Source organism: Streptomyces sp. NPDC030222 (genome assembly GCF_055573115.1).
On the sequence record NZ_JBVICA010000002.1, the window covers coordinates 80,698 to 98,346 of the forward strand.

Sequence of the window (17,649 nt, forward strand, 5' to 3'; positions counted from 1 at the left end):
AAAAAGAATGAAATGAATCCTGCAATTAGCCCGTTCGCCGCCTCCACCGGCGGGCATGCCCCCATTCGCCCACCGCATGTCACTCAAGAGACGGAAGGAAGTCACATCAGGCGAACGCGTGGGCATATTCCTCGCAGATATCTCGCCCGTAGACAGAGAGGAGTCCGACCGTGCCGGTTGCGACGAAGAAGGTGGTGGTGGTCGGCCAGGGGTACGTGGGCCTTCCGCTGGCCGTCCGGGTGGCGGAAGCCGGGCACGACGTCGTGGGTCTCGACGTGGACGAGATGCGCGTCAAGCGTCTGTCATCCGGCGATTCGTTCGCCGAGGACGTGACGTCCTCCCGCCTGCTGTCGGCACTCAACTCCGGTCGCTATTTACTCAGCACGGATTACGCGGACGCCGCGGACTTCGACGTCTGCGTCATCACGGTGCCGACCCCGCTCAAGGACGGCGCACCGGACCTGAGTTACGTGGAGAGCGCCGCGGAAGCGGTCGCCGAGCACCTCCGGCCGAACGCCACCGTGATCCTGGAATCCACCACCTACCCGTGCACCACGGAGCACGTGGTGCGGCCGATCCTGGAGGCGCGCAGCGGGCTCCGGGCCGGCGAGGACTTCTTCCTCGGCTACAGCCCGGAACGCATCGACCCGGGGAACCCCACCTGGAGGCTGGAGAACACCCCCAAGGTGGTCTCCGGTCTCGACGAGGGCTCTCTGCGGGAGGTCCGGCTCTTCTACGACGACGTCGTGGACCGCACCGTCCCCGTCAGCTCACCCCGCACGGCCGAATTGACCAAGCTGCTGGAGAACACCTTCCGCCACGTCAACATCGCCCTCGTCAACGAGCTCGCGATGTTCTGCAAGCCGCTCGGCATCGACATCTGGGAAGTCATCGACGCGGCCTCCACCAAGCCGTTCGGCTTCATGCGCTTCCTGCCGGGCCCCGGAGTCGGCGGGCACTGCCTGCCCATCGACCCCTCGTACCTCTCGTGGCAGGTCAAGCAGGCGTTGCGGCACGACTTCCGGTTCGTGGCATTGGCCAACGACATCAACAGCCACATGCCCGACCACATCGTGCTGCGCGTCGCCCGGGGCCTCAACGCCCGCCGCAAACCGGTCAACGGCAGCCAGGTGCTGGTCCTCGGACTCGCCTACAAGAAGAACACCGGCGACATCCGGGAGTCACCCGCCGTCGCGGTGGCCCACGGGCTCCGGCAGCTGGGCGCACACGTCCTGGCGGTGGAACCGCACGTCGACCCTTCCCGACTGCCCGCCGACATCCTCTGCGTCGACCTCACGGAGGAACAGGTCGCGGCGGCCGACGCCGTGGTCATCACCGCCGACCACGACGTCTTCGACTACGCGATGCTGGAGCGTGTCGCCGACTACGTGTTCGACGCCTGCAATCGCTGCCGCTCGGAGAACGTCGAGCGCCTCTAGGGGACGCCGATGCACTCCGTTGGGGTATGAAAAGGCAGCAAAACATGCCGTATACGGCGAATCCCTCGGAGTAACTCTACGGTGACTGCTCACCCACACGCTCCGATCGGGGACGACCTTGGATTTGCGCGATTACCTACGAGTCCTTTCCCGCCGATGGCACGTCATCGCCCTGGTCACCTTGCTGGGGACGACCGCGGGCGGCGTGGCCGGCTTCCTCGCCACGCCGGAATACCGGGCAACGGCCACGCTGTTCGCCTCCCTCCAGGGCGGTGACGACACCTCCCAGCTCAATCAGGGAAACGCGTTCACGCAGGCGCGCGTCCAGTCGTACGCCCAGGTGGCGACGAGCCCCGAAGTCACCGAGCCGGTCGTGAAGGCGCTCCGGCTCGACATGACGGGAAACCAGCTCGCCTCCCGGATCTCTGCCGACGCCCCCCTCAACACCGTGCTGGTGCGCCTGACCGTCACGGACACCCGACCGACGCGGGCCGTCCGGATCGGCAACGCCGTCGCGGCCCGCTTCGCCCAGGTGATCAGGGAGCTGGAGACACCCGAGGGAAACAGGCAGCCGTCCCCGGTACGCCTGACCGTCACCCAACCCGCCACCATGCCCTCCGCGCCCTCGTCCCCGAACATCCCGCTCGACATCGCGCTCGGCCTGGCGACGGGCCTCCTCCTCGGGCTGGGGCTGGGCGTCGTGCTGGAAACGGTGGACACCTCGATGCGGGACTCCAAGGCCCTCACCGACTGCCTGGCAGCGGCCGGAGGCCCTCCCGTGCTCTCCGGCATCGTGCAGGACCCGCGAGCCGCACGACAGCCGGTGTCCCTGCGCGACGACCTGCACAGCCCCCGTGCGGAAGGCTTCCGCAAGCTGTGCGTCAACCTGCAGTTCGCCGAGGTCGACCGGCGCCCCAAGGTGATCGCCGTCACCAGTCCGCTGCCCCGCGAGGGCAAGAGCAGCGTGTCGGTCAACCTCGCCGCCGCCCTCGCCGAGGAAGGCGCCAAGGTCTGCCTCATCGACTGCGACCTGCGCCGCCCCTCCGTCGCACCCGCCCTCGGCCTGGTCAGGGACGCCGGACTCACCACCGTCCTCGTGGGCAGAGCCGACGTCCACGACGTCCTCCAGTCCGCCGGGGCCTTCTCCGTGCTCACCAGCGGAATGATCCCGCCCAATCCGACCCAGCTCCTCGGCAGCGCCCAGTTCGCCTCCCTGCTGCGCACGCTCGCCGAGGAGTTCGACCACGTCGTGGTGGACACCGCCCCCGTACTGCCGTTCGCCGACACCACGGCCATGGCACGCGCCCTCGACGGGTATCTGCTGGTGGCACGCGCCCGGCGGACGAGCCGGAGCCAGGTCATCGACGCCCTGCGCGTCCTCGAACGCGTCAACGTGCCCGTGCTCGGCGCGGTCATGAACGCCGCTCCCCCACGAGGGGAGGGCGACGCGTACGGCTACGGCTACAAGTACCGCCCGAAGGAGGACACGGCCGGACTGACCAAGCGCATGTCGTCACGCCTGGCGGCGGTGGTCCCCGGCCGCAGGACGGCCGCCAAGGAACACGCGACGCCCGTCCCGGCCGAGAACCGCTCGTAGGACCGGGCACTCCGCATGCGCCTCGCACTGGCGGCGGCCGTGCCGGTCGTGATCGCCTCCCTGGCCGGTGGCATGCTCGTCCGCTCGTGTGAGGCGGGCGGACGAGCCGAGGGCCACGGCCCGGACACCCACGCACGGCCCGCCCCGGATGTCGCACGGCTCCGCGTGCAGGTCCTGGAGACCCTGCCCCATGATCCCGCGTCCTTCACCCAGGGCCTGGAGCTGGCCGGCGGCACGCTCTACGAGAGCACCGGCATCGCCGGCGCGTCCTCGGCCCTGGCGGGCCCGCCCGGCGGACCGCCCACCGCCCGCGCCGCACTGGCGCCGCCCCTCTTCGGCGAAGGGCTCACCGTCCTCGGCGCCTCCCTGTGGCAGCTCACCTGGAAGGACCGTATCGCCGTCGAACGGGACGCGAGGACGCTCGCAGAACTGCGCCGCGTCCCCTACGAGGACGAAGGCTGGGGCGTGTGCCACCAGCCGCACCGCAAGCGGCTCGTCACCAGCAACGGCTCCGCCCGGCTCACCTTCCGGGACCCCGCCACCCTCCGCGCGACCGGAGGTGTCGACGTCACCGCCCACGGGGAGCCCGTACCGCGGCTGAACGAACTCGAATGCGCCGGTGACGTCGTCTACGCCAACGTCTGGCCGTCGGACCGGATCCTGCGCATCGACGCCGGCACCGGCACGGTCACCGGAGAGATCGACGCCACCGGCCTGCTCACCGAGGAGGAAGCCGCCCGTGCGGACGTCCTCAACGGGATCGCGGCCGTTCCCGGCACCGACCAGTTCCTGATCACCGGCAAGTGGTGGCCGAAGACGTTCCGCGTCGTCTTCGTTCCCGCGCCATCCCGTCAGCGGACGTCGGACCGTCAGTCGGCGTCGGACCGCCGGCCGGCGCCATCACGTCAGCCGGCATCCGACCGCCGGCTGCCGGCATCGGACCGCCGGCCGGCGTCGGGCCCTCAGCCGACTTCGAAGAGCGGGCCGGTCAGCGTCAGCCCCAGGTCCTCTCCGACATAGGCGAAGAACCCGAGCAGCATCAGCGCCGCGCCGCACAAGGACAGGTCCTTGAGGAAGTGGATCATCTCCAGCTGCCGGGCCTGTGGGTCGCTCTCCTTCCAGAAAGCGTGCATCAGCAGCGCCGTCGGCAGCAGGAACGCGGCCAGCAGCATGGCGCCCAGGTCCGCCCAGACGCCGAACGCCACACTCAGACCCCCGAGGATGATCAGCACACCGGAACCGACGGTCATCGGCTCGACGACCGGAAGCGGAATGCCGCGGGAGGCGGCGTACCCGCCCATCGCCTCGGTGTGCAGGAGGTGGCTGACCCCCGCCACGACGAAGAGGGCCGCGAAGAGGATGCGGCCGACGAGCACCAGGGCGTCCACGTGATTCTCCTCAGTTCTTGGTGAGGCGGTACCACCGCGGGCGGGCACGCCGCACCCGCGGCTGCGCGGCCGGGTAGGCGACGTCCCGGACCTCCCGCAGCGCCCAGGAGCCGGCGAAGAGGCCGACCACCTCCACCTCCTCGATGCCGCGCGGCAGCAGCACGCGCCGGCCGCGGGAGAACCCGACGAGGAGGAGGGTCGCCGACGGTGCCGCGAGGGCCGTCATCGCCGCGGCCGCACGGGCACGGGCGTCGTCGGGCAACCCGTGCAGACAGCCGAAGTCGTAGAGCAGGGTGTAGCCCGGCTCCAGGCCGAGCCCTGCGAGGTCGCCGACGTCGCCGCGCACCCACTCCACCTCGACTCCCTCCCGGGCCGCGCGGTCCCGGGCCCTGGCGATCGCACCCGCCACGAGGTCCACACCCGTGACCCGCCACCCGCGCTTGGCCAGGTACACGGCCTGCCGGCCCGTACCGCAGCCCACGTCGAGCGCCCGTCCCGGCGGCAGACCGTCCGGGCCCTCCAGGATGTCCCGGAACCCGGCCGTCACCGGCGCGCGTTCCCACGGCAGGAACCCGAGCCGGTACATCAGCCGGAAGGGAACCATGTGCGCCTCCCTCGCCCGCCCCGGCAGGTCCGTCCCCGACACACCTGCCGGACCCGGCCTCCGTATCCATGGTCACCTTCGCCAGGACCCCGCGCCACCGCGCGGACCTCCTCCTCCCCCGAAGGCGGCGCCGGGCCGCGTCGTACGGGCGTGATCCACCGTTCACGGGCGGATGGCAAGCTTGAACCATGAACGATGCCGCCCCGGCGCCCGCGCCCACGCCCCGCCGCCGTGCCCGTGTCCGTGCCCCCGAGCTGATCGGCAAAGGCGGCTGGCTGAATACGGGCGGCAAGGACTTGAAACTGGCCGGCCTCCGAGGTCGCGTAGTGATCTTGGATTTTTGGACCTTCTGCTGCATCAACTGCCTCCACGTCCTCGACGAGCTGCGCGAACTGGAGGAGAAGCACCGCGACACGCTGGTGATCATCGGCGTGCACTCACCGAAGTTCGTCCACGAGGCCGACCACGCGGCCGTCGTCGACGCCGTCGAGCGGTACGAGGTCGAGCACCCGGTGCTCGACGACCCCGAGCTGGCGACGTGGAAGCAGTACGCCGTGCGGGCGTGGCCGACGCTCGTGGTGATCGACCCCGAGGGGTACGTCGTCGCCCAGCACGCCGGTGAGGGGCATGCGCACGCCATCGCGAAGCTGGTCGAGGAGCTGGAGGCGGAGCACGAGGCGAAGGGGACCCTGCGGCGCGGCGACGGGCCGTACGTGGCGCCGGAGCCCCTCGCCACGCATCTGCGGTTCCCCGGGAAGGCGCTGGTACTGCCGGACAGCGGCAACCTCCTCGTCACGGACACCACCCGGCACCAGTTGGTCGAACTGGAGCCGGACGGCGAGACGGTGGTGCGGCGGACCGGGACCGGGGAGCGCGGCCACGGGGACGCGCCCGCCGCGTTCAGCGAACCGCAGGGGCTCGCGCTGCTGCCGGACGGCACGGTGATCGTCGCGGACACCGTCAACCATGTGCTGCGCACGTACGATCCGGCCACCGGGGAGGTCAGGACCGTCGCCGGCACGGGCCGACAGTGGTGGCAGGGCTCGCCGGCCTCCGGGCCGGCGCTGGAGGTGGACCTCTCCTCGCCGTGGGACGTGGCCTGGTGGCAGGACCGGGTGTGGATCGCCATGGCCGGCGTCCACCAGCTGTGGACGTACGACCCGGCCACCGGGGAGGTGCGGGCCGCCGCCGGTACCACCAACGAGGGCCTGGTCGACGGGCCCGCCGCGGAGGCGTGGTTCGGGCAGCCGTCCGGGCTCGCGGCGGCCGGGGACCGGCTGTGGGTCGCCGACTCCGAGAACTCCGCGCTGCGGTACGTGGAGAGCGACGGCGACGGCGGCTACGTCGTGGGAACGGCCGTCGGCAGCGGCCTGTTCGACTTCGGGCACCGGGACGGGCCCGCGGAACAGGCGCTGCTCCAGCACCCGTTGGGCGTCACCGCCCTGCCGGACGGATCCGTCGCGGTCTCCGACACGTACAACCACGCACTGCGCCGCTACGACCCCGCGACCGGGGAGGTCGGCACCCTCGCCACGGACCTGCGGGAGCCGTCGGACGCCGTCCTCGTCGGCCAGGACATCGTCGTCGTGGAGTCCGCGCGGCACCGGCTGACCCGGCTGCGGCTGCCGGAGGAGGCCGTACGGGTCGAGGCCGTCGCGCACCGCACGCAGCGCGCCGCGACCGACGTCGCACCGGGCGCGCTCCGGCTCGACGTCGTGTTCCAGGCCCCGGCGGGGCAGAAGCTCGACACGCGTTACGGACCGTCGACGCGGCTCCTCGTCTCGGCGACACCGCCGGAGCTGCTGGCCTCCGGCGAGGGGAAGGGCACCGACCTGAGCCGGGACCTGGTGCTGAACCCCGAGGTCGCCGAGGGCGTCCTGCACGTCTCGGCGATGGCCGCGTCCTGCGACGACGACCCGGAGAACGAGTACCCGGCGTGCCATGTGCACCAGCAGGACTGGGGAGTTCCGGTGCGCCTGACGGAGGACGGCGCGGCCCGGCTCCCGCTGGTGCTCGCGGGCATGGACGACGCGGCGACGGAGTAGCACCCGCCGCGGAGGCACAGGACGGTACGGCCCGCCCCGGGACACGTCGGGGCGGGCCGTACCCGTCCGGGAGCGGCTCACTCCGTGAGGACGCCCCACCGACGTGCCGGCGCCGGGACGGACCGTGGCCGGCTCGTCGGTGTCAGGCCCGGTCGCTGCCAGGCCCGCTCGTCGGTGTCAGGCCGGCTCGTCCGGGGTGGCGTCGATCGCCGGCAGTGCGCGGAGCGTCGGGCGGGATGCGGGCGCGGGGCGGGGTGCGGGCGAGGGGGAGCCGGGGCGTCGGCCGAGGCGGGTCAGGGCTTCCTTCCGGGTCTGGGTGAGGGCACGGCGGTGAACCGTTTCGGTGGCCGCCGCCGCGGGGTCGTCGGGGGTGAGCGCGAGACCGGTCTCGGCGTGGCGGAGGGCGTCCTCGGGGTCGCCGGTGGTGAGGCAGAGGCGGGCGAGGTGGTGGTGGGCCAGGATCTGCGCGCGGCGGTCCCGGGCGCGCAGGGCGAGTCCGGCGGCGCGCCGGTACTCGTCCATCGCGTCGTCGAGTCGCCCGAGGGGCTCCAGGGCGGTCGCGAGGTTGATACGGCCGATCGCCTCGTCGAGGGGGTTCGCAGCGCGGGCGGCCAGGTCGGGGGCGGCCGCGAGGTGGGGCAGGGCCTCCGCGGGCCTGCCCTCGCTGGTGAGGGCGAGGCCCAGCAGGGCCCGTACGCGTGACTCGGCGTCGGCGTCGCCGAGCCGTACGGCCGCGTCGAGCGCCTGGACGAGCAGCGGTTCCCAGCCGTCGGCGGCGGTTCCCACCCTGGCCGGCCACTGGAGGACGGCGAGGCGCCACGCCCGGTCGTCGAAGTCGGCGGCGCGGGCGGCGGCCACGGCGGCGGTGAGCGCGGCGCGTTCCCGGGTGAACCACGCGAGCGCGTCGTCCCGGCCCCGGAACTCCTGGACGGCGGCGGGCCAGCGCACGTCGCCGGGCAGGGTGCAGCAGGGCCGGCCGTCCGGCTCGGCCGTGGCACACGCGGCCAGGGCGGTGCAGAGGTAGTGGTCGAGGAGCCGCAACAGCGCCTCCCTGTCGTGTTCGTGCTGCCCATGGGCCCCGTCGGGGTGCCGCGCCCGCAGGCGCCGCGCCGCCGCCCACCGCTCGATCGCGGCAGCTGCCCGCCCCGTCCGTTCCGGCCGCGTGTCGGCGAGCGCCGCCGCCGCGTACGGGTCCAGCGTGAACCCGGCGAGCGGCGCGAAGAGGGGGAAGAGCGCGGGGTCGGGAACCGGGAGCCGCACCGGGACCGTGGCGGGGGCGGTCCCCGGGGTGTCCGACGTACCGCCGGGGAGGCACGGGGAGGGCCCGGCTCCCGTGCCGACGGACGAGACGGGGGGTCCGGCCACGACGGGGCCGACCGGGGACGTGGCGGACCCGGCGGTGCCCGAACGCACCGTCGCTGCGGGGGCTCCGGTCGCTGCGGGCGCGGCGCTGGGTGCGGCCGGCCCGGTGGCCTCCAGTGGCCTTCCCGCTGGGTCCGTGGCGTGGGCTGGAGTTCCCGCTGCGCCCGGTGCCGTTGCGGAAGCGCCGGTCGAGCCGATCGCCGCGGACGAGGGCGTGCCCGGCGTCGCTTCGGTGGCGGGGGCGTCTGCTGTGGGGGCCGGTGCCGCGGATGCGCGATCCCGGGACGTGTGGACGGGTACATCGGAGGGACGGACGTCGGCACCGGTAGCCGGCGGCACTGGAGCAGGGTCCCCAGGCGTGTGCACGGGAACGCCGGAAGCAGGAACGCCGACACCGTCCCCGGGGACAGCGACGTCGACACCGTCCACCGGCGGCGCAGAAGCACGATCCCCGGACGTGCTCACAGGCACCCCGGGGACAGCGACGTCGACACCGTCCACCGGCGGCGCAGAAGCACGATCCCCGGACGTGCTCACAGGCACCCCGGGGACAGCGACGTCGACGCCGTGCACCGGCGGCGCAGGAGCACGATCCCCGGACGTGCTCACGGGCACCCCGGGGCCGATGGGCGGTGTGTGCGGGACGGTGTCGCGGACGGATTCGTAGGCCTCGCGGAGTGCGGGGCTCACGTCGGTGCCGTAGGCGGCGGTGACGAGGCGGCGGGTGCGGTGGTACCAGTCGAGGGCCTCGGCGGAGCGGTCGGCCCGGTGGAGGGCGCGGACGAGGGCGGCGGCGACGGTTTCGCGCAGGGGGTGGGCGACCGCTTCCCGGCGGAGGAGCGCGACGGCCCGGGCGTGCCGGCCGAGCCGCCCGTACGCCTCGGCGAGCCGCTCGACGGCCGTCAGCCGGGTTTCTTCCAGGTCGCGGGCGGCGGCCCGCAGGGGTGTGCCGGGTACGGTGCCGCCGAGGGCGGGGCCGTGCCAGAGGGCCAGGGCTTCCCGTAACAGGGCCAGGACCTCGGCGGGGCCGCGCCGCTGGGGGTCGGCGTCGCGGACGAGCCGCTCGAAGTGCCGTGCGTCCACGGACTGTTCGGGCACATGGAGGGTGAAGGCATCCCCGTGGCCGGTCAGTCCGGTGCCGTCGAGCGTGGTCCGCAGTCCGTCGATATGGGTGCGCAGCACACCGTCGGCCTGCGGTGGCGGTGTTCCTTCCCATGCTGCGGCTGTGAGCTGTTCGAGGGTGACGGGGGTGCCGGCGCCGAGCAGGAGCGCCGCGAGGACGCTGCGGCGCTCCGCCGTGCCCAGGTCGATCTCCGTGTTCCCGGCGGCTACGACGGATACCACCCCGAGCAGCCGGAACTCCACGGTGATTCCCCCTTGTTCCCCGTTCACTTCGGGCCCCCGAGGATACCGCCGGGCCGTGTGCTCGTTCGGAGCCTTGGGAGCCTTGGCCCGGCTCACTTGTCCGGATCGCGCCCGGCTCACCTGTCCGGACCGCCGGCCCGGATCACAGGGCCCGGCTCCGGCTGCCGCGCGGGCGCCATGGGGCGCGTCAGCCTTCCAGGAACGCGGTCATGGCGTTCGCCAGCAGATAGGGGTCCTTGTCACCGCACAGTTCGCGGGCGCTGTGCATGGACAGGATGGCGATGCCGACGTCGACGGTGCTGATGCCGTGCCGGGCGGCGGTGATGGGGCCGATGGTGGTGCCGCAGGGCATCGCGTTGTTCGACACGAAGGTCTGCCAGGGCACCCCGGCCTTCTCGCACGCGGCGGCGAACACGGCGCGGCCGCTGCCGTCGGTGGCGTACCGCTGGTTGACGTTGACCTTGAGGATCGGGCCGGCGTTGATGCGCGGGTGGTGCGTGGGGTCGTGCCGTTCCGCGTAGTTGGGGTGCACGGCGTGTCCGGTGTCGGAGGACAGGCAGACGGTGCCGGCGAAGGCGCGGGCCCGGTCGTCGTAGGAGCCTCCGCGGGCGTACACCGAGCGTTCCAGGACGTTGCCGAGCAGGGGGCCCTGTGCGCCGGTGTCCGCCTCGGAGCCGTTCTCCTCGTGGTCGAAGGCGGCGAGGACGGGGATGTACGGCAGGTCGCCGCGGGCCGCGACGGCGGCGAGGGCGGCGGCACCGGCGTGTACGGACACGAGGTTGTCCATACGGGGCCCGGCGACGAGTTCCCGGTCGCGGCCCAGGTAGGCGGGGGCTTCGACGCTGTGCACCATCAGGTCCCAGCCGGCCACGTCGGCGGCCTCGACGCCGGCTTCGCCGGCGACGAAGCGGATCAGGTCGCCCTCGGCCACGTCGTCCCCGAGGCCCCAGACGGGCTGCATGTGCCGCTGCTTGTCCAGCTTGAGGCCGTCGGTGTTGACGGACCGGTCGAGGTGCACGGCGAGCTGCGGGACGCGCAGCAGCGGGCGGTCGACGTTCACCAGGTGGTGGGTGCCGTCCCGCAGGGTGAGCCGGCCGGCGAGGCCGAGGTCGCGGTCGAGCCAGGTGTTGAGCAGGGTGCCGCCGTAGATCTCGACGGCGATCTGGCGCCAGCCGTGCGCCCCGGAGTCGGGGAGCGGCTTGACCCGGAGGTTCGGGGAGTCGGTGTGGGCGCCGATGATGCGGAACGGGGTGTGGGCGCCGGCGCCTTCCGGCACGTACCAGGCGATGAGTGCGCCGCCGCGGATCACGTACCTGCCGCCCGCCGAGCCGTCCCAGGCGTCGGTCTCCTCGACCTTGCGGAAGCCGGCCTTCTCCAGCCGGGCCGCGCCGGCCGCCACGGCGTGGTACGGCGACGGGCACGCCGCCAGGAAGGACATCAGGTCGTCGGTGTGGCCGCGGTCGAACCGGGCGGTTGCGCTGCTCATGAGATCACCCTAACGAGATGCCCGGCCTGGCCGCCGGGGCCGTGATGTGCCGACGGGCCGGACCCCTGTGGAGCAGGGGGGTCCGGCCCGTCGGCGTGGTGCGGTGCGGGCGGGCCCGGATCCAGGGCGCGGACGGCGCCGTGGATCCGGGGTGCGGCTACGGAAAGTGGTTCCGGGGTCGCGGTTCCGTCCGGACTCGGCTCAGAAAGCGGCCTCGTCCAGCTCCATCAGGGAGTTGTCGATCGACTCGGCGATCGAACGCTGCACCGAGACGCCCGGCAGGATGTTGGCCGCGAAGAACTTCGCCGCCGCGATCTTGCCCTGGTAGAAGGCGACGTCCTTGGTGGAGGCGGACGGCAGCTTCTCGGCGGCCACGGCCGCGCCCTTGAGGAGCAGGTAGCCGACGACGACGTCACCGGAGGCGAGCAGCAGGCGGGTGGTGTTCTGGCCGACCTTGTAGATGTTCTTGACGTCCTCGCCGGTGGCGATGAGGTCGTTGGTCATCGTGCCGACGATCGCCTCCAGGTCGACCGCGGCGCGGGCGAGCGCGTCGCGGGCCGGGGCCAGCGCCTCGCCGCCGGCCTCGGAGGCCAGGAACTTCTTGATCTCCTCGGCGAGCAGGTTCAGGGACGCGCCCTGGTCGCGGACGATCTTCCGGAAGAAGAAGTCCTGGCCCTGGATCGCGGTGGTGCCCTCGTAGAGGGTGTCGATCTTGGCGTCGCGGATGTACTGCTCGATCGGGTACTCCTGCAGGAAGCCGGAGCCGCCGAAGGTCTGCAGCGACTGGGCGAGCTGCTCGTAGCCCTTCTCGGAGCCATAGCCCTTGACGATGGGCAGGAGCAGGTCGTTCAGGCCGTGCAGGGACTTGGCGTCCTCGCCCGCGGCCTCCTTGAGCGCGATGGCGTCCTGGACGGAGGCGGTGTAGAGGACGAGGGAGCGCATGCCCTCGGCGTACGCCTTCTGCGTCAGCAGGGAGCGGCGGACGTCGGGGTGGTGGGTGATGGTGACCTTGGGCGCGTTCTTGTCGGTGAACTGCGCGAGGTCGGCGCCCTGGACGCGCTCCTTGGCGTACTCGAGGGCGTTGAGGTAGCCGGTGGAGAGGGTGGAGATCGCCTTCGTGCCGACCATCATGCGGGCGAACTCGATGATGCGGAACATCTGGCGGATGCCGTCGTGCTTGTCGCCGATCAGCCAGCCCTTGGCGGGGTGGCGGTCGCCGAAGGTCATCTCGCAGGTGTTGGACGCCTTGAGGCCCATCTTGTGCTCGACGTTGGTGGCGTAGACGCCGTTGCGCTCGCCGAGCTCGCCGGTCTCCCAGTCGAAGTGGTACTTCGGCACGAGGAAGAGGGAGAGGCCCTTGGTGCCGGGGCCGGCGCCCTCGGGGCGGGCGAGGACATAGTGGAGGATGTTCTCCGACATGTCGTGCTCACCGGACGTGATGAAGCGCTTCACGCCCTCGATGTGCCAGGAGCCGTCCTCCTGCTCGACGGCCTTGGTGCGGCCGGCGCCGACGTCCGAGCCGGCGTCCGGCTCGGTGAGGACCATGGTGGAGCCCCACTGCTTCTCGACGGCGATCTGGGCGACCTTCCGCTGCGCCTCGTTGCCCTCGGAGTGGAGGATGCCGGCGAAGGCCGGGCCGGAGGAGTACATCCAGATGGCCGGGTTCGAGCCGAGGATCAGCTCCGCGTAGGACCAGACGAGGCTCGCGGGGGCGGTGGTGCCGCCGATGCCCTCGGGCAGGCCCAGACGCCAGTACTCGGAGTCCATGAAGGCCTGGTAGCTCTTCTTGAAGGAGGCCGGGACCGGCGCGGTGTTGGTCTCCGGGTCGAAGACCGGCGGGTTGCGGTCGGCGTCCACGAAGGACTCGGCGAGCTCGTTCTCCGCGAGGCGGGAGAGCTCGTCGAGGATGCTCTTGGCGGTGTCGGCGTCCATCTCGGCGAACGGGCCGGTGCCGTATACCTTGTCGCGTCCGAGGACCTCGAACAGGTTGAACTCGATGTCGCGGAGATTCGACTTGTAGTGCCCCATGGCGACGGCCCTCTCATGACCCATTACCAGTAAGTAACTCCGATGATGCTACCCGCCGGTAATAACAAGCAACCCCTCTGGGGACAAGTGTGACGAGGCTCTAACCACGGGTCCATAGGGGGAATCACCGGTTCACAGGGGACACCCGGTCCTCGCACTCGGCTCCGCGCCCGCCCCACACCCGCCCCCGCACCCCGTCACGGCCGCGGACCGCGTGGCCGCCCGCGGCCGCCCATGGCCGGAACACGCCCCCGTCGGCACCCGGTCCGCCCGGCCCGCCCGGGGGCCGCGCCCGCCTCGGTACCCTTACGGGCATGTACGGCTACGACCAGACCCCGGGCGCCCAGCAGCAGTACATCCCGCAGCAGGGCTACCCCGAGCAGCCGCTCTACCCGGAGCCGTCGCCGCCGTCACTGGCCGACGCGGTACGGGCCTTCACCACCGCGTCGCTCTCCGCCGAGGACTTCCAGCAGATCTTCGCCACGTCGAAGGTCTACTGCCCGCGCGGCGACAACCCCGGCTTCCTGGCGCTGCACAACACGCAGCAGCCGGTGATCCCGATGTTCACCTCGCTCAAGGAGCTGCGCCGGTACGCGGGCAAGGAGTCCAAGTACTTCGTGATCACCGGCGCCGAGGTGATCGACCTGCTGCCGACGGGATACGGCTTCGTCCTGGACATGGAGGGCGAGCACCGCATGGTCTTCGACGCGAAGGCCGTGGAGCAGATGGTCGACTACGCGATGCGCCGCATGTACGGCTAGCGCGTCGTCCGGACGGCCGACTTCCGCACCCGGGTCCGGGTGCGGGACGTATGGCCGGACGACAGGCAGGGCAGGCACGAACGCCCGGGAGGAATACCTCCCGGGCGTTCGTCGTTCCGGATGGCAAGAAGTTCTACGTTCAACTAATCTTGGGCGTACGAGATGGAGGTCCACATGCCTGCCGTGACTGTCGAGAACCCGCTCACCCTGCCGCGCGTGACCGCACCCGACGCCGCCGCGTCGCGTCCGGTGCTGGCCGTGACGACCGCGCCGACGGGGTTCGAAGGGGAGGGATTCCCGGTGCGCCGCGCGTTCGCGGGCATCAACTACCGGTACCTCGACCCGTTCATCATGATGGACCAGATGGGCGAGGTGGAGTACGCGCCCGGCGAGGCCAAGGGCACCCCGTGGCACCCGCACCGCGGCTTCGAGACCGTGACCTACATGATCGACGGAACCTTCGTCCACCAGGACAGCAACGGTGGCGGCGGCACCATCCGGAACGGCGACACCCAGTGGATGACCGCCGGATCCGGCCTCCTGCACATCGAGGCCCCGCCGGAGCACCTGGTGATGTCCGGCGGCCTCTTCCACGGCCTCCAGCTGTGGGTGAACCTGCCGGCCGCCGACAAGATGATGGACCCCCGCTACCAGGACATCCGGGGCGGCCAGGTGCGGCTGCTCACCTCCCCGGACGGCGGCGCGCTGCTCCGCGTCATCGCCGGTGAGCTGGACGGGCACGAGGGGCCGGGCATCACCCACACACCCATCACGATGATCCACGCCACCCTGCGGCCGGGCGCACGGATCACCCTGCCCTGGCGCGAGGACTTCAACGCCCTCGGCTACGTCCTGGCCGGGCGCGGCTCGGTCGGCACGGACCGCCGGCCGGTGCACATGGGGCAGACCGCGGTGTTCGGCGCGGGCGGCTCGCTGACCGTCACGGCGGACGACGAGCAGGACGGGCACGCACCCGACCTGGAGATCGTCCTGCTGGGCGGGCGGCCCATCCGTGAGCCGATGGCGCACTACGGGCCCTTCGTGATGAACAGCCACGCGGAGCTCCAGCAGGCCTTCGAGGACTTCCGGAAGGGCCGGCTCGGAACGGTCCCGGCGACCCGCGGCTGACCGGCCGAGGGGCACTGATCCGCCCGGGGGGTCACCCGGGCGGGTCGGGGGCCCGGCGACGGGCCCGCGTGATGCCGTGGGCGGATGGAGACGCGGAAGGGGCCGCTGCTGCCGGTGGGTGCGCAGCGGGCCGGGGCGTGGTGTGCCGTCGCACTGCTCGTGAGCGGGGTGGCGGCCCTCGCGATCTGGCTGATCATCACGTTCAGGACGGCCGTCACACCGGCGCTGCTGGCGATCCTCGGGACCGCGCTCCTCGGCCCCGTCCACCGGTGGCTCGTCTCGAGGGGCGTGAACCGCTCCCTCGCCGCCGGGCTGACCTGTGTCGCCGTGGTCGTGGGGGTCGGCGGGGCGCTGTACGTGGTGGTGAACGCGCTCATCGACAGCGGCGACCAGATCCTCGCCTCGCTGCGGGACGCCGCGCGGGGCATCGCCGAGCACTTCGGGGCGGCCGGGACCTCGCTGGACGACATCGCCGCGCACGCGAGGGAGCTGCTGCAGAAGTTCGGCGGCACCGCCGCCTCCGGAGTGATCTCCGGGATCAGCGTGGTCGGCGAGGCGATCGCGACCGCGGTGCTGTCCCTGCTGCTGATCTTCTTCTTCCTGCGGGACTCCCACAAGGTCGCGGGGCTGATCAAGGGGCTCGCGCCGCGCGCCACGGGGGACGTCGCGGAATCCATGGCACGCCGGGCGTTCGAGGCCGTCGAGGGATTCATGCGGGGCACGACGTTCATCGCGCTGATCGACGCCGTCCTCATCACGATCGGGCTCCTGGTGCTCCGGGTGCCGGGCGCGGCCGGGCTGGGCGCCCTCGTGTTCGTGACCGCCTACATCCCGTACCTGGGGGCGTTCCTCTCCGGAGCCGTCGCGGTCCTGGTCGCGCTCGCCGACCGGGGCTGGGTGATCGCCCTGTGGGCGCTGGGCGTCGTCCTGGCCGTCCAGGTGCTGGAGGGCCACGTCCTCCAGCCGGTGGTCCAGAGCCGCACCGTCCAGATGCATCCCGCGGTGGTGATGCTGGCGATCACCGCCGGGGCCGGCCTCGCGGGGATCCTCGGCATGCTGCTCGCCGTGCCGGTCGCGGCGGCAGCCTTCGGTGTCCTGGGCGAGCTGCGCAGACGCCACACGGCGGCGCGGAGCCCGCGGGTCGGGTGAACCGGGGCGGGAGCCCGCAGGGCGGCTGAACGGGCTGGGCGACGGGGCCGCCGCCCACGGGGAGGCCAGGGGGCGCCCGGGAGCTTCCAGCGAAAAGCAACGCCAGGGAGTTGATCCAGGCGTCGCCGGGCTGCCGCTCGCGACAGGCAGCGCTTCGGAGCGCGTCTCGACGACGACCCTGAACAACACGTGTGTGTCGACCTGGTCGGATCTGAAGCTTCCCTGCACCCTCACGCGATACGGCAACGATTCCTGGTCGAGACGGCGTGCTTGATCGCCGTTCCACAGGGTCGGACGCCGAGCCGGCACAACCCGACCCCGAGCGATACCGGCAGATGCGCGGCGAACACGGCGCGCGTGAGCACCGCTTGGTGCGGTTCAGCGCCAAGGGGTCGGCTGGTACCGGTCAGGCTGCCGGGGCGGTCAGGACGGCCTTGGCCGCCAGCCGGAGATTCCCGATCATCGGATTCGGGTCGCCCTTGCGGCTGACCAGGACGACCTGGCTGGGGGGAGCGCCCTCGATCGGGACGGTGACGAGGTCGGGACGCAGTGAGCTACGCCGGTCGCCGACCGGTAGCACGGCGATCGCCCCACCACTCGCGACGAGTTCGAGCTTGTCCTCGTAGCTCTCGATCGGCGGCACGCCGGCCCCGAGGACCCGGTAGGAAGTCCAGTCCGCGGTCTCGAACGCGCACGGCGCCGCCTCCTCGCCGGCCAGTTCTTCCGCGGTCACCGACGCGCGGTCGGCCAGGAGATGGCCGCGCGGGACCACGAGCATCCGGGGCTCCTCGTACAGCGGGGTGGTGAACACGTCGTCGGCGGCGAGCGGCAGCGGGGCCCGCGCGATCAGGGCGTCGACGCGCTTGTCGGACAGCGCCCCGACGTCGCGGCAGCTCAGGTACCGGGTGGCGATCTCGGCGTCCGGGTGACGGCGGCGCAGTTCCCGCACGGCGGCAGTGATCACCAGGTCTTCAACGTAGCCGATGGCGATTCGTTCGGTCTCGACTTGTTCACGCACGGCCAACTCGGCCTGGCGGGCGGCCTGCAGCAGGGCTTGGGCCCGGGGCAGGAACCTCTGGCCGGCCGGAGTGAGCCGGGCGCCCTGGGGTACGCGGTCCAGCAGTCGTGCGCCGAGATACTTCTCGAGCCGTTGGATCTGGCGGCTCAGCGCCGGCTGGGCCACGTGCAATTCGGTGGCGGCCCGGCCGAAGTGCCGGTGCGCCGCCACCACGGTGAAGTAGCGCACCAGCCGCAGTTCCAGGTCCTTCCCGAGATCGTTCACCCTTCCAGCGTACGT

Annotated in this window: 13 protein-coding genes; 7 read left to right on the top strand and 6 right to left on the bottom strand. The window is 72.1% G+C overall.

Annotated features, from left to right (window positions below; translation table 11 throughout):
* The first annotated feature begins 170 nt into the window (after positions 1 to 170).
* From ACZ4Z5_RS02965 to ACZ4Z5_RS02975, 3 genes are all read left to right on the top strand, one after another.
* The gene (locus tag ACZ4Z5_RS02965; RefSeq protein ID WP_468255763.1) at positions 171 to 1,439 is read left to right on the top strand and encodes a nucleotide sugar dehydrogenase; all 1,269 of its coding nucleotides are present in this window, start codon (positions 171 to 173) and stop codon (positions 1,437 to 1,439) included.
* 118 nt (positions 1,440 to 1,557) lie between these two features.
* The gene (locus ACZ4Z5_RS02970; RefSeq protein WP_468255765.1) at positions 1,558 to 3,036 is read left to right on the top strand and encodes a tyrosine-protein kinase domain-containing protein; all 1,479 of its coding nucleotides are present in this window, start codon (positions 1,558 to 1,560) and stop codon (positions 3,034 to 3,036) included.
* A 15-nt stretch (positions 3,037 to 3,051) separates the two neighbouring features.
* Entirely contained in the window at positions 3,052 to 4,056 is a 1,005-nt protein-coding gene (locus tag ACZ4Z5_RS02975) for a glutaminyl-peptide cyclotransferase (RefSeq protein WP_468255767.1), read from the top strand.
* Here the strand turns inward: ACZ4Z5_RS02975 and ACZ4Z5_RS02980 are convergent.
* Complete coding sequence (locus tag ACZ4Z5_RS02980; RefSeq protein WP_468255769.1) at positions 3,999 to 4,424, bottom strand: DoxX family protein; 426 nt, start codon at positions 4,422 to 4,424, stop codon at positions 3,999 to 4,001. The genes ACZ4Z5_RS02975 and ACZ4Z5_RS02980 overlap by 58 nt on opposite strands.
* A 10-nt stretch (positions 4,425 to 4,434) precedes the next feature.
* Positions 4,435 to 5,028: a methyltransferase domain-containing protein gene (locus ACZ4Z5_RS02985; RefSeq protein WP_468255772.1), complete on the bottom strand. Its 594-nt coding sequence runs from the start codon at positions 5,026 to 5,028 to the stop codon at positions 4,435 to 4,437.
* 188 nt (positions 5,029 to 5,216) lie between these two features.
* Between ACZ4Z5_RS02985 and ACZ4Z5_RS02990 the strand changes: the two genes are divergently transcribed.
* The gene (locus ACZ4Z5_RS02990) at positions 5,217 to 7,073 is read left to right on the top strand and encodes an NHL domain-containing thioredoxin family protein (RefSeq protein WP_468255774.1); all 1,857 of its coding nucleotides are present in this window, start codon (positions 5,217 to 5,219) and stop codon (positions 7,071 to 7,073) included.
* A gap of 177 nt (positions 7,074 to 7,250) precedes the next feature.
* Here ACZ4Z5_RS02990 and ACZ4Z5_RS02995 read toward each other — a convergent pair whose 3' ends face one another.
* From ACZ4Z5_RS02995 to ACZ4Z5_RS03005, 3 genes are all read right to left on the bottom strand, one after another.
* Positions 7,251 to 9,827 carry a BTAD domain-containing putative transcriptional regulator gene (locus tag ACZ4Z5_RS02995; protein WP_468255776.1) on the bottom strand — a complete coding sequence of 859 codons (2,577 nt, stop codon included), beginning with the start codon at positions 9,825 to 9,827 and terminating at the stop codon, positions 7,251 to 7,253.
* 160 nt (positions 9,828 to 9,987) lie between these two features.
* Positions 9,988 to 11,286 (bottom strand): M18 family aminopeptidase, encoded by a 1,299-nt coding sequence (locus tag ACZ4Z5_RS03000; RefSeq protein WP_468255778.1) that lies wholly within the window; start codon positions 11,284 to 11,286, stop codon positions 9,988 to 9,990.
* 201 nt (positions 11,287 to 11,487) lie between these two features.
* Entirely contained in the window at positions 11,488 to 13,314 is a 1,827-nt protein-coding gene (locus ACZ4Z5_RS03005) for an acyl-CoA dehydrogenase (RefSeq protein WP_468256596.1), read from the bottom strand.
* A gap of 314 nt (positions 13,315 to 13,628) precedes the next feature.
* Between ACZ4Z5_RS03005 and ACZ4Z5_RS03010 the strand changes: the two genes are divergently transcribed.
* The 3 genes from ACZ4Z5_RS03010 to ACZ4Z5_RS03020 all read left to right on the top strand — a co-directional run bounded on the left by ACZ4Z5_RS03010 (position 13,629) and on the right by ACZ4Z5_RS03020 (position 16,352).
* On the top strand, positions 13,629 to 14,075 hold the full coding sequence (locus ACZ4Z5_RS03010) for an SseB family protein (RefSeq protein ID WP_468255781.1): 447 nt from the start codon (positions 13,629 to 13,631) through the stop codon (positions 14,073 to 14,075).
* Between the two features lie 174 nt (positions 14,076 to 14,249).
* Positions 14,250 to 15,203: a pirin family protein gene (locus ACZ4Z5_RS03015; protein WP_468255784.1), complete on the top strand. Its 954-nt coding sequence runs from the start codon at positions 14,250 to 14,252 to the stop codon at positions 15,201 to 15,203.
* 84 nt (positions 15,204 to 15,287) lie between these two features.
* Positions 15,288 to 16,352: an AI-2E family transporter gene (locus ACZ4Z5_RS03020; protein WP_468255787.1), complete on the top strand. Its 1,065-nt coding sequence runs from the start codon at positions 15,288 to 15,290 to the stop codon at positions 16,350 to 16,352.
* 406 nt (positions 16,353 to 16,758) lie between these two features.
* Here the strand turns inward: ACZ4Z5_RS03020 and ACZ4Z5_RS03025 are convergent, their stop codons facing one another.
* The gene (locus tag ACZ4Z5_RS03025) at positions 16,759 to 17,634 is read right to left on the bottom strand and encodes a LysR family transcriptional regulator (protein ID WP_468255790.1); all 876 of its coding nucleotides are present in this window, start codon (positions 17,632 to 17,634) and stop codon (positions 16,759 to 16,761) included.
* Between the last annotated feature and the right edge of the window lie 15 nt (positions 17,635 to 17,649).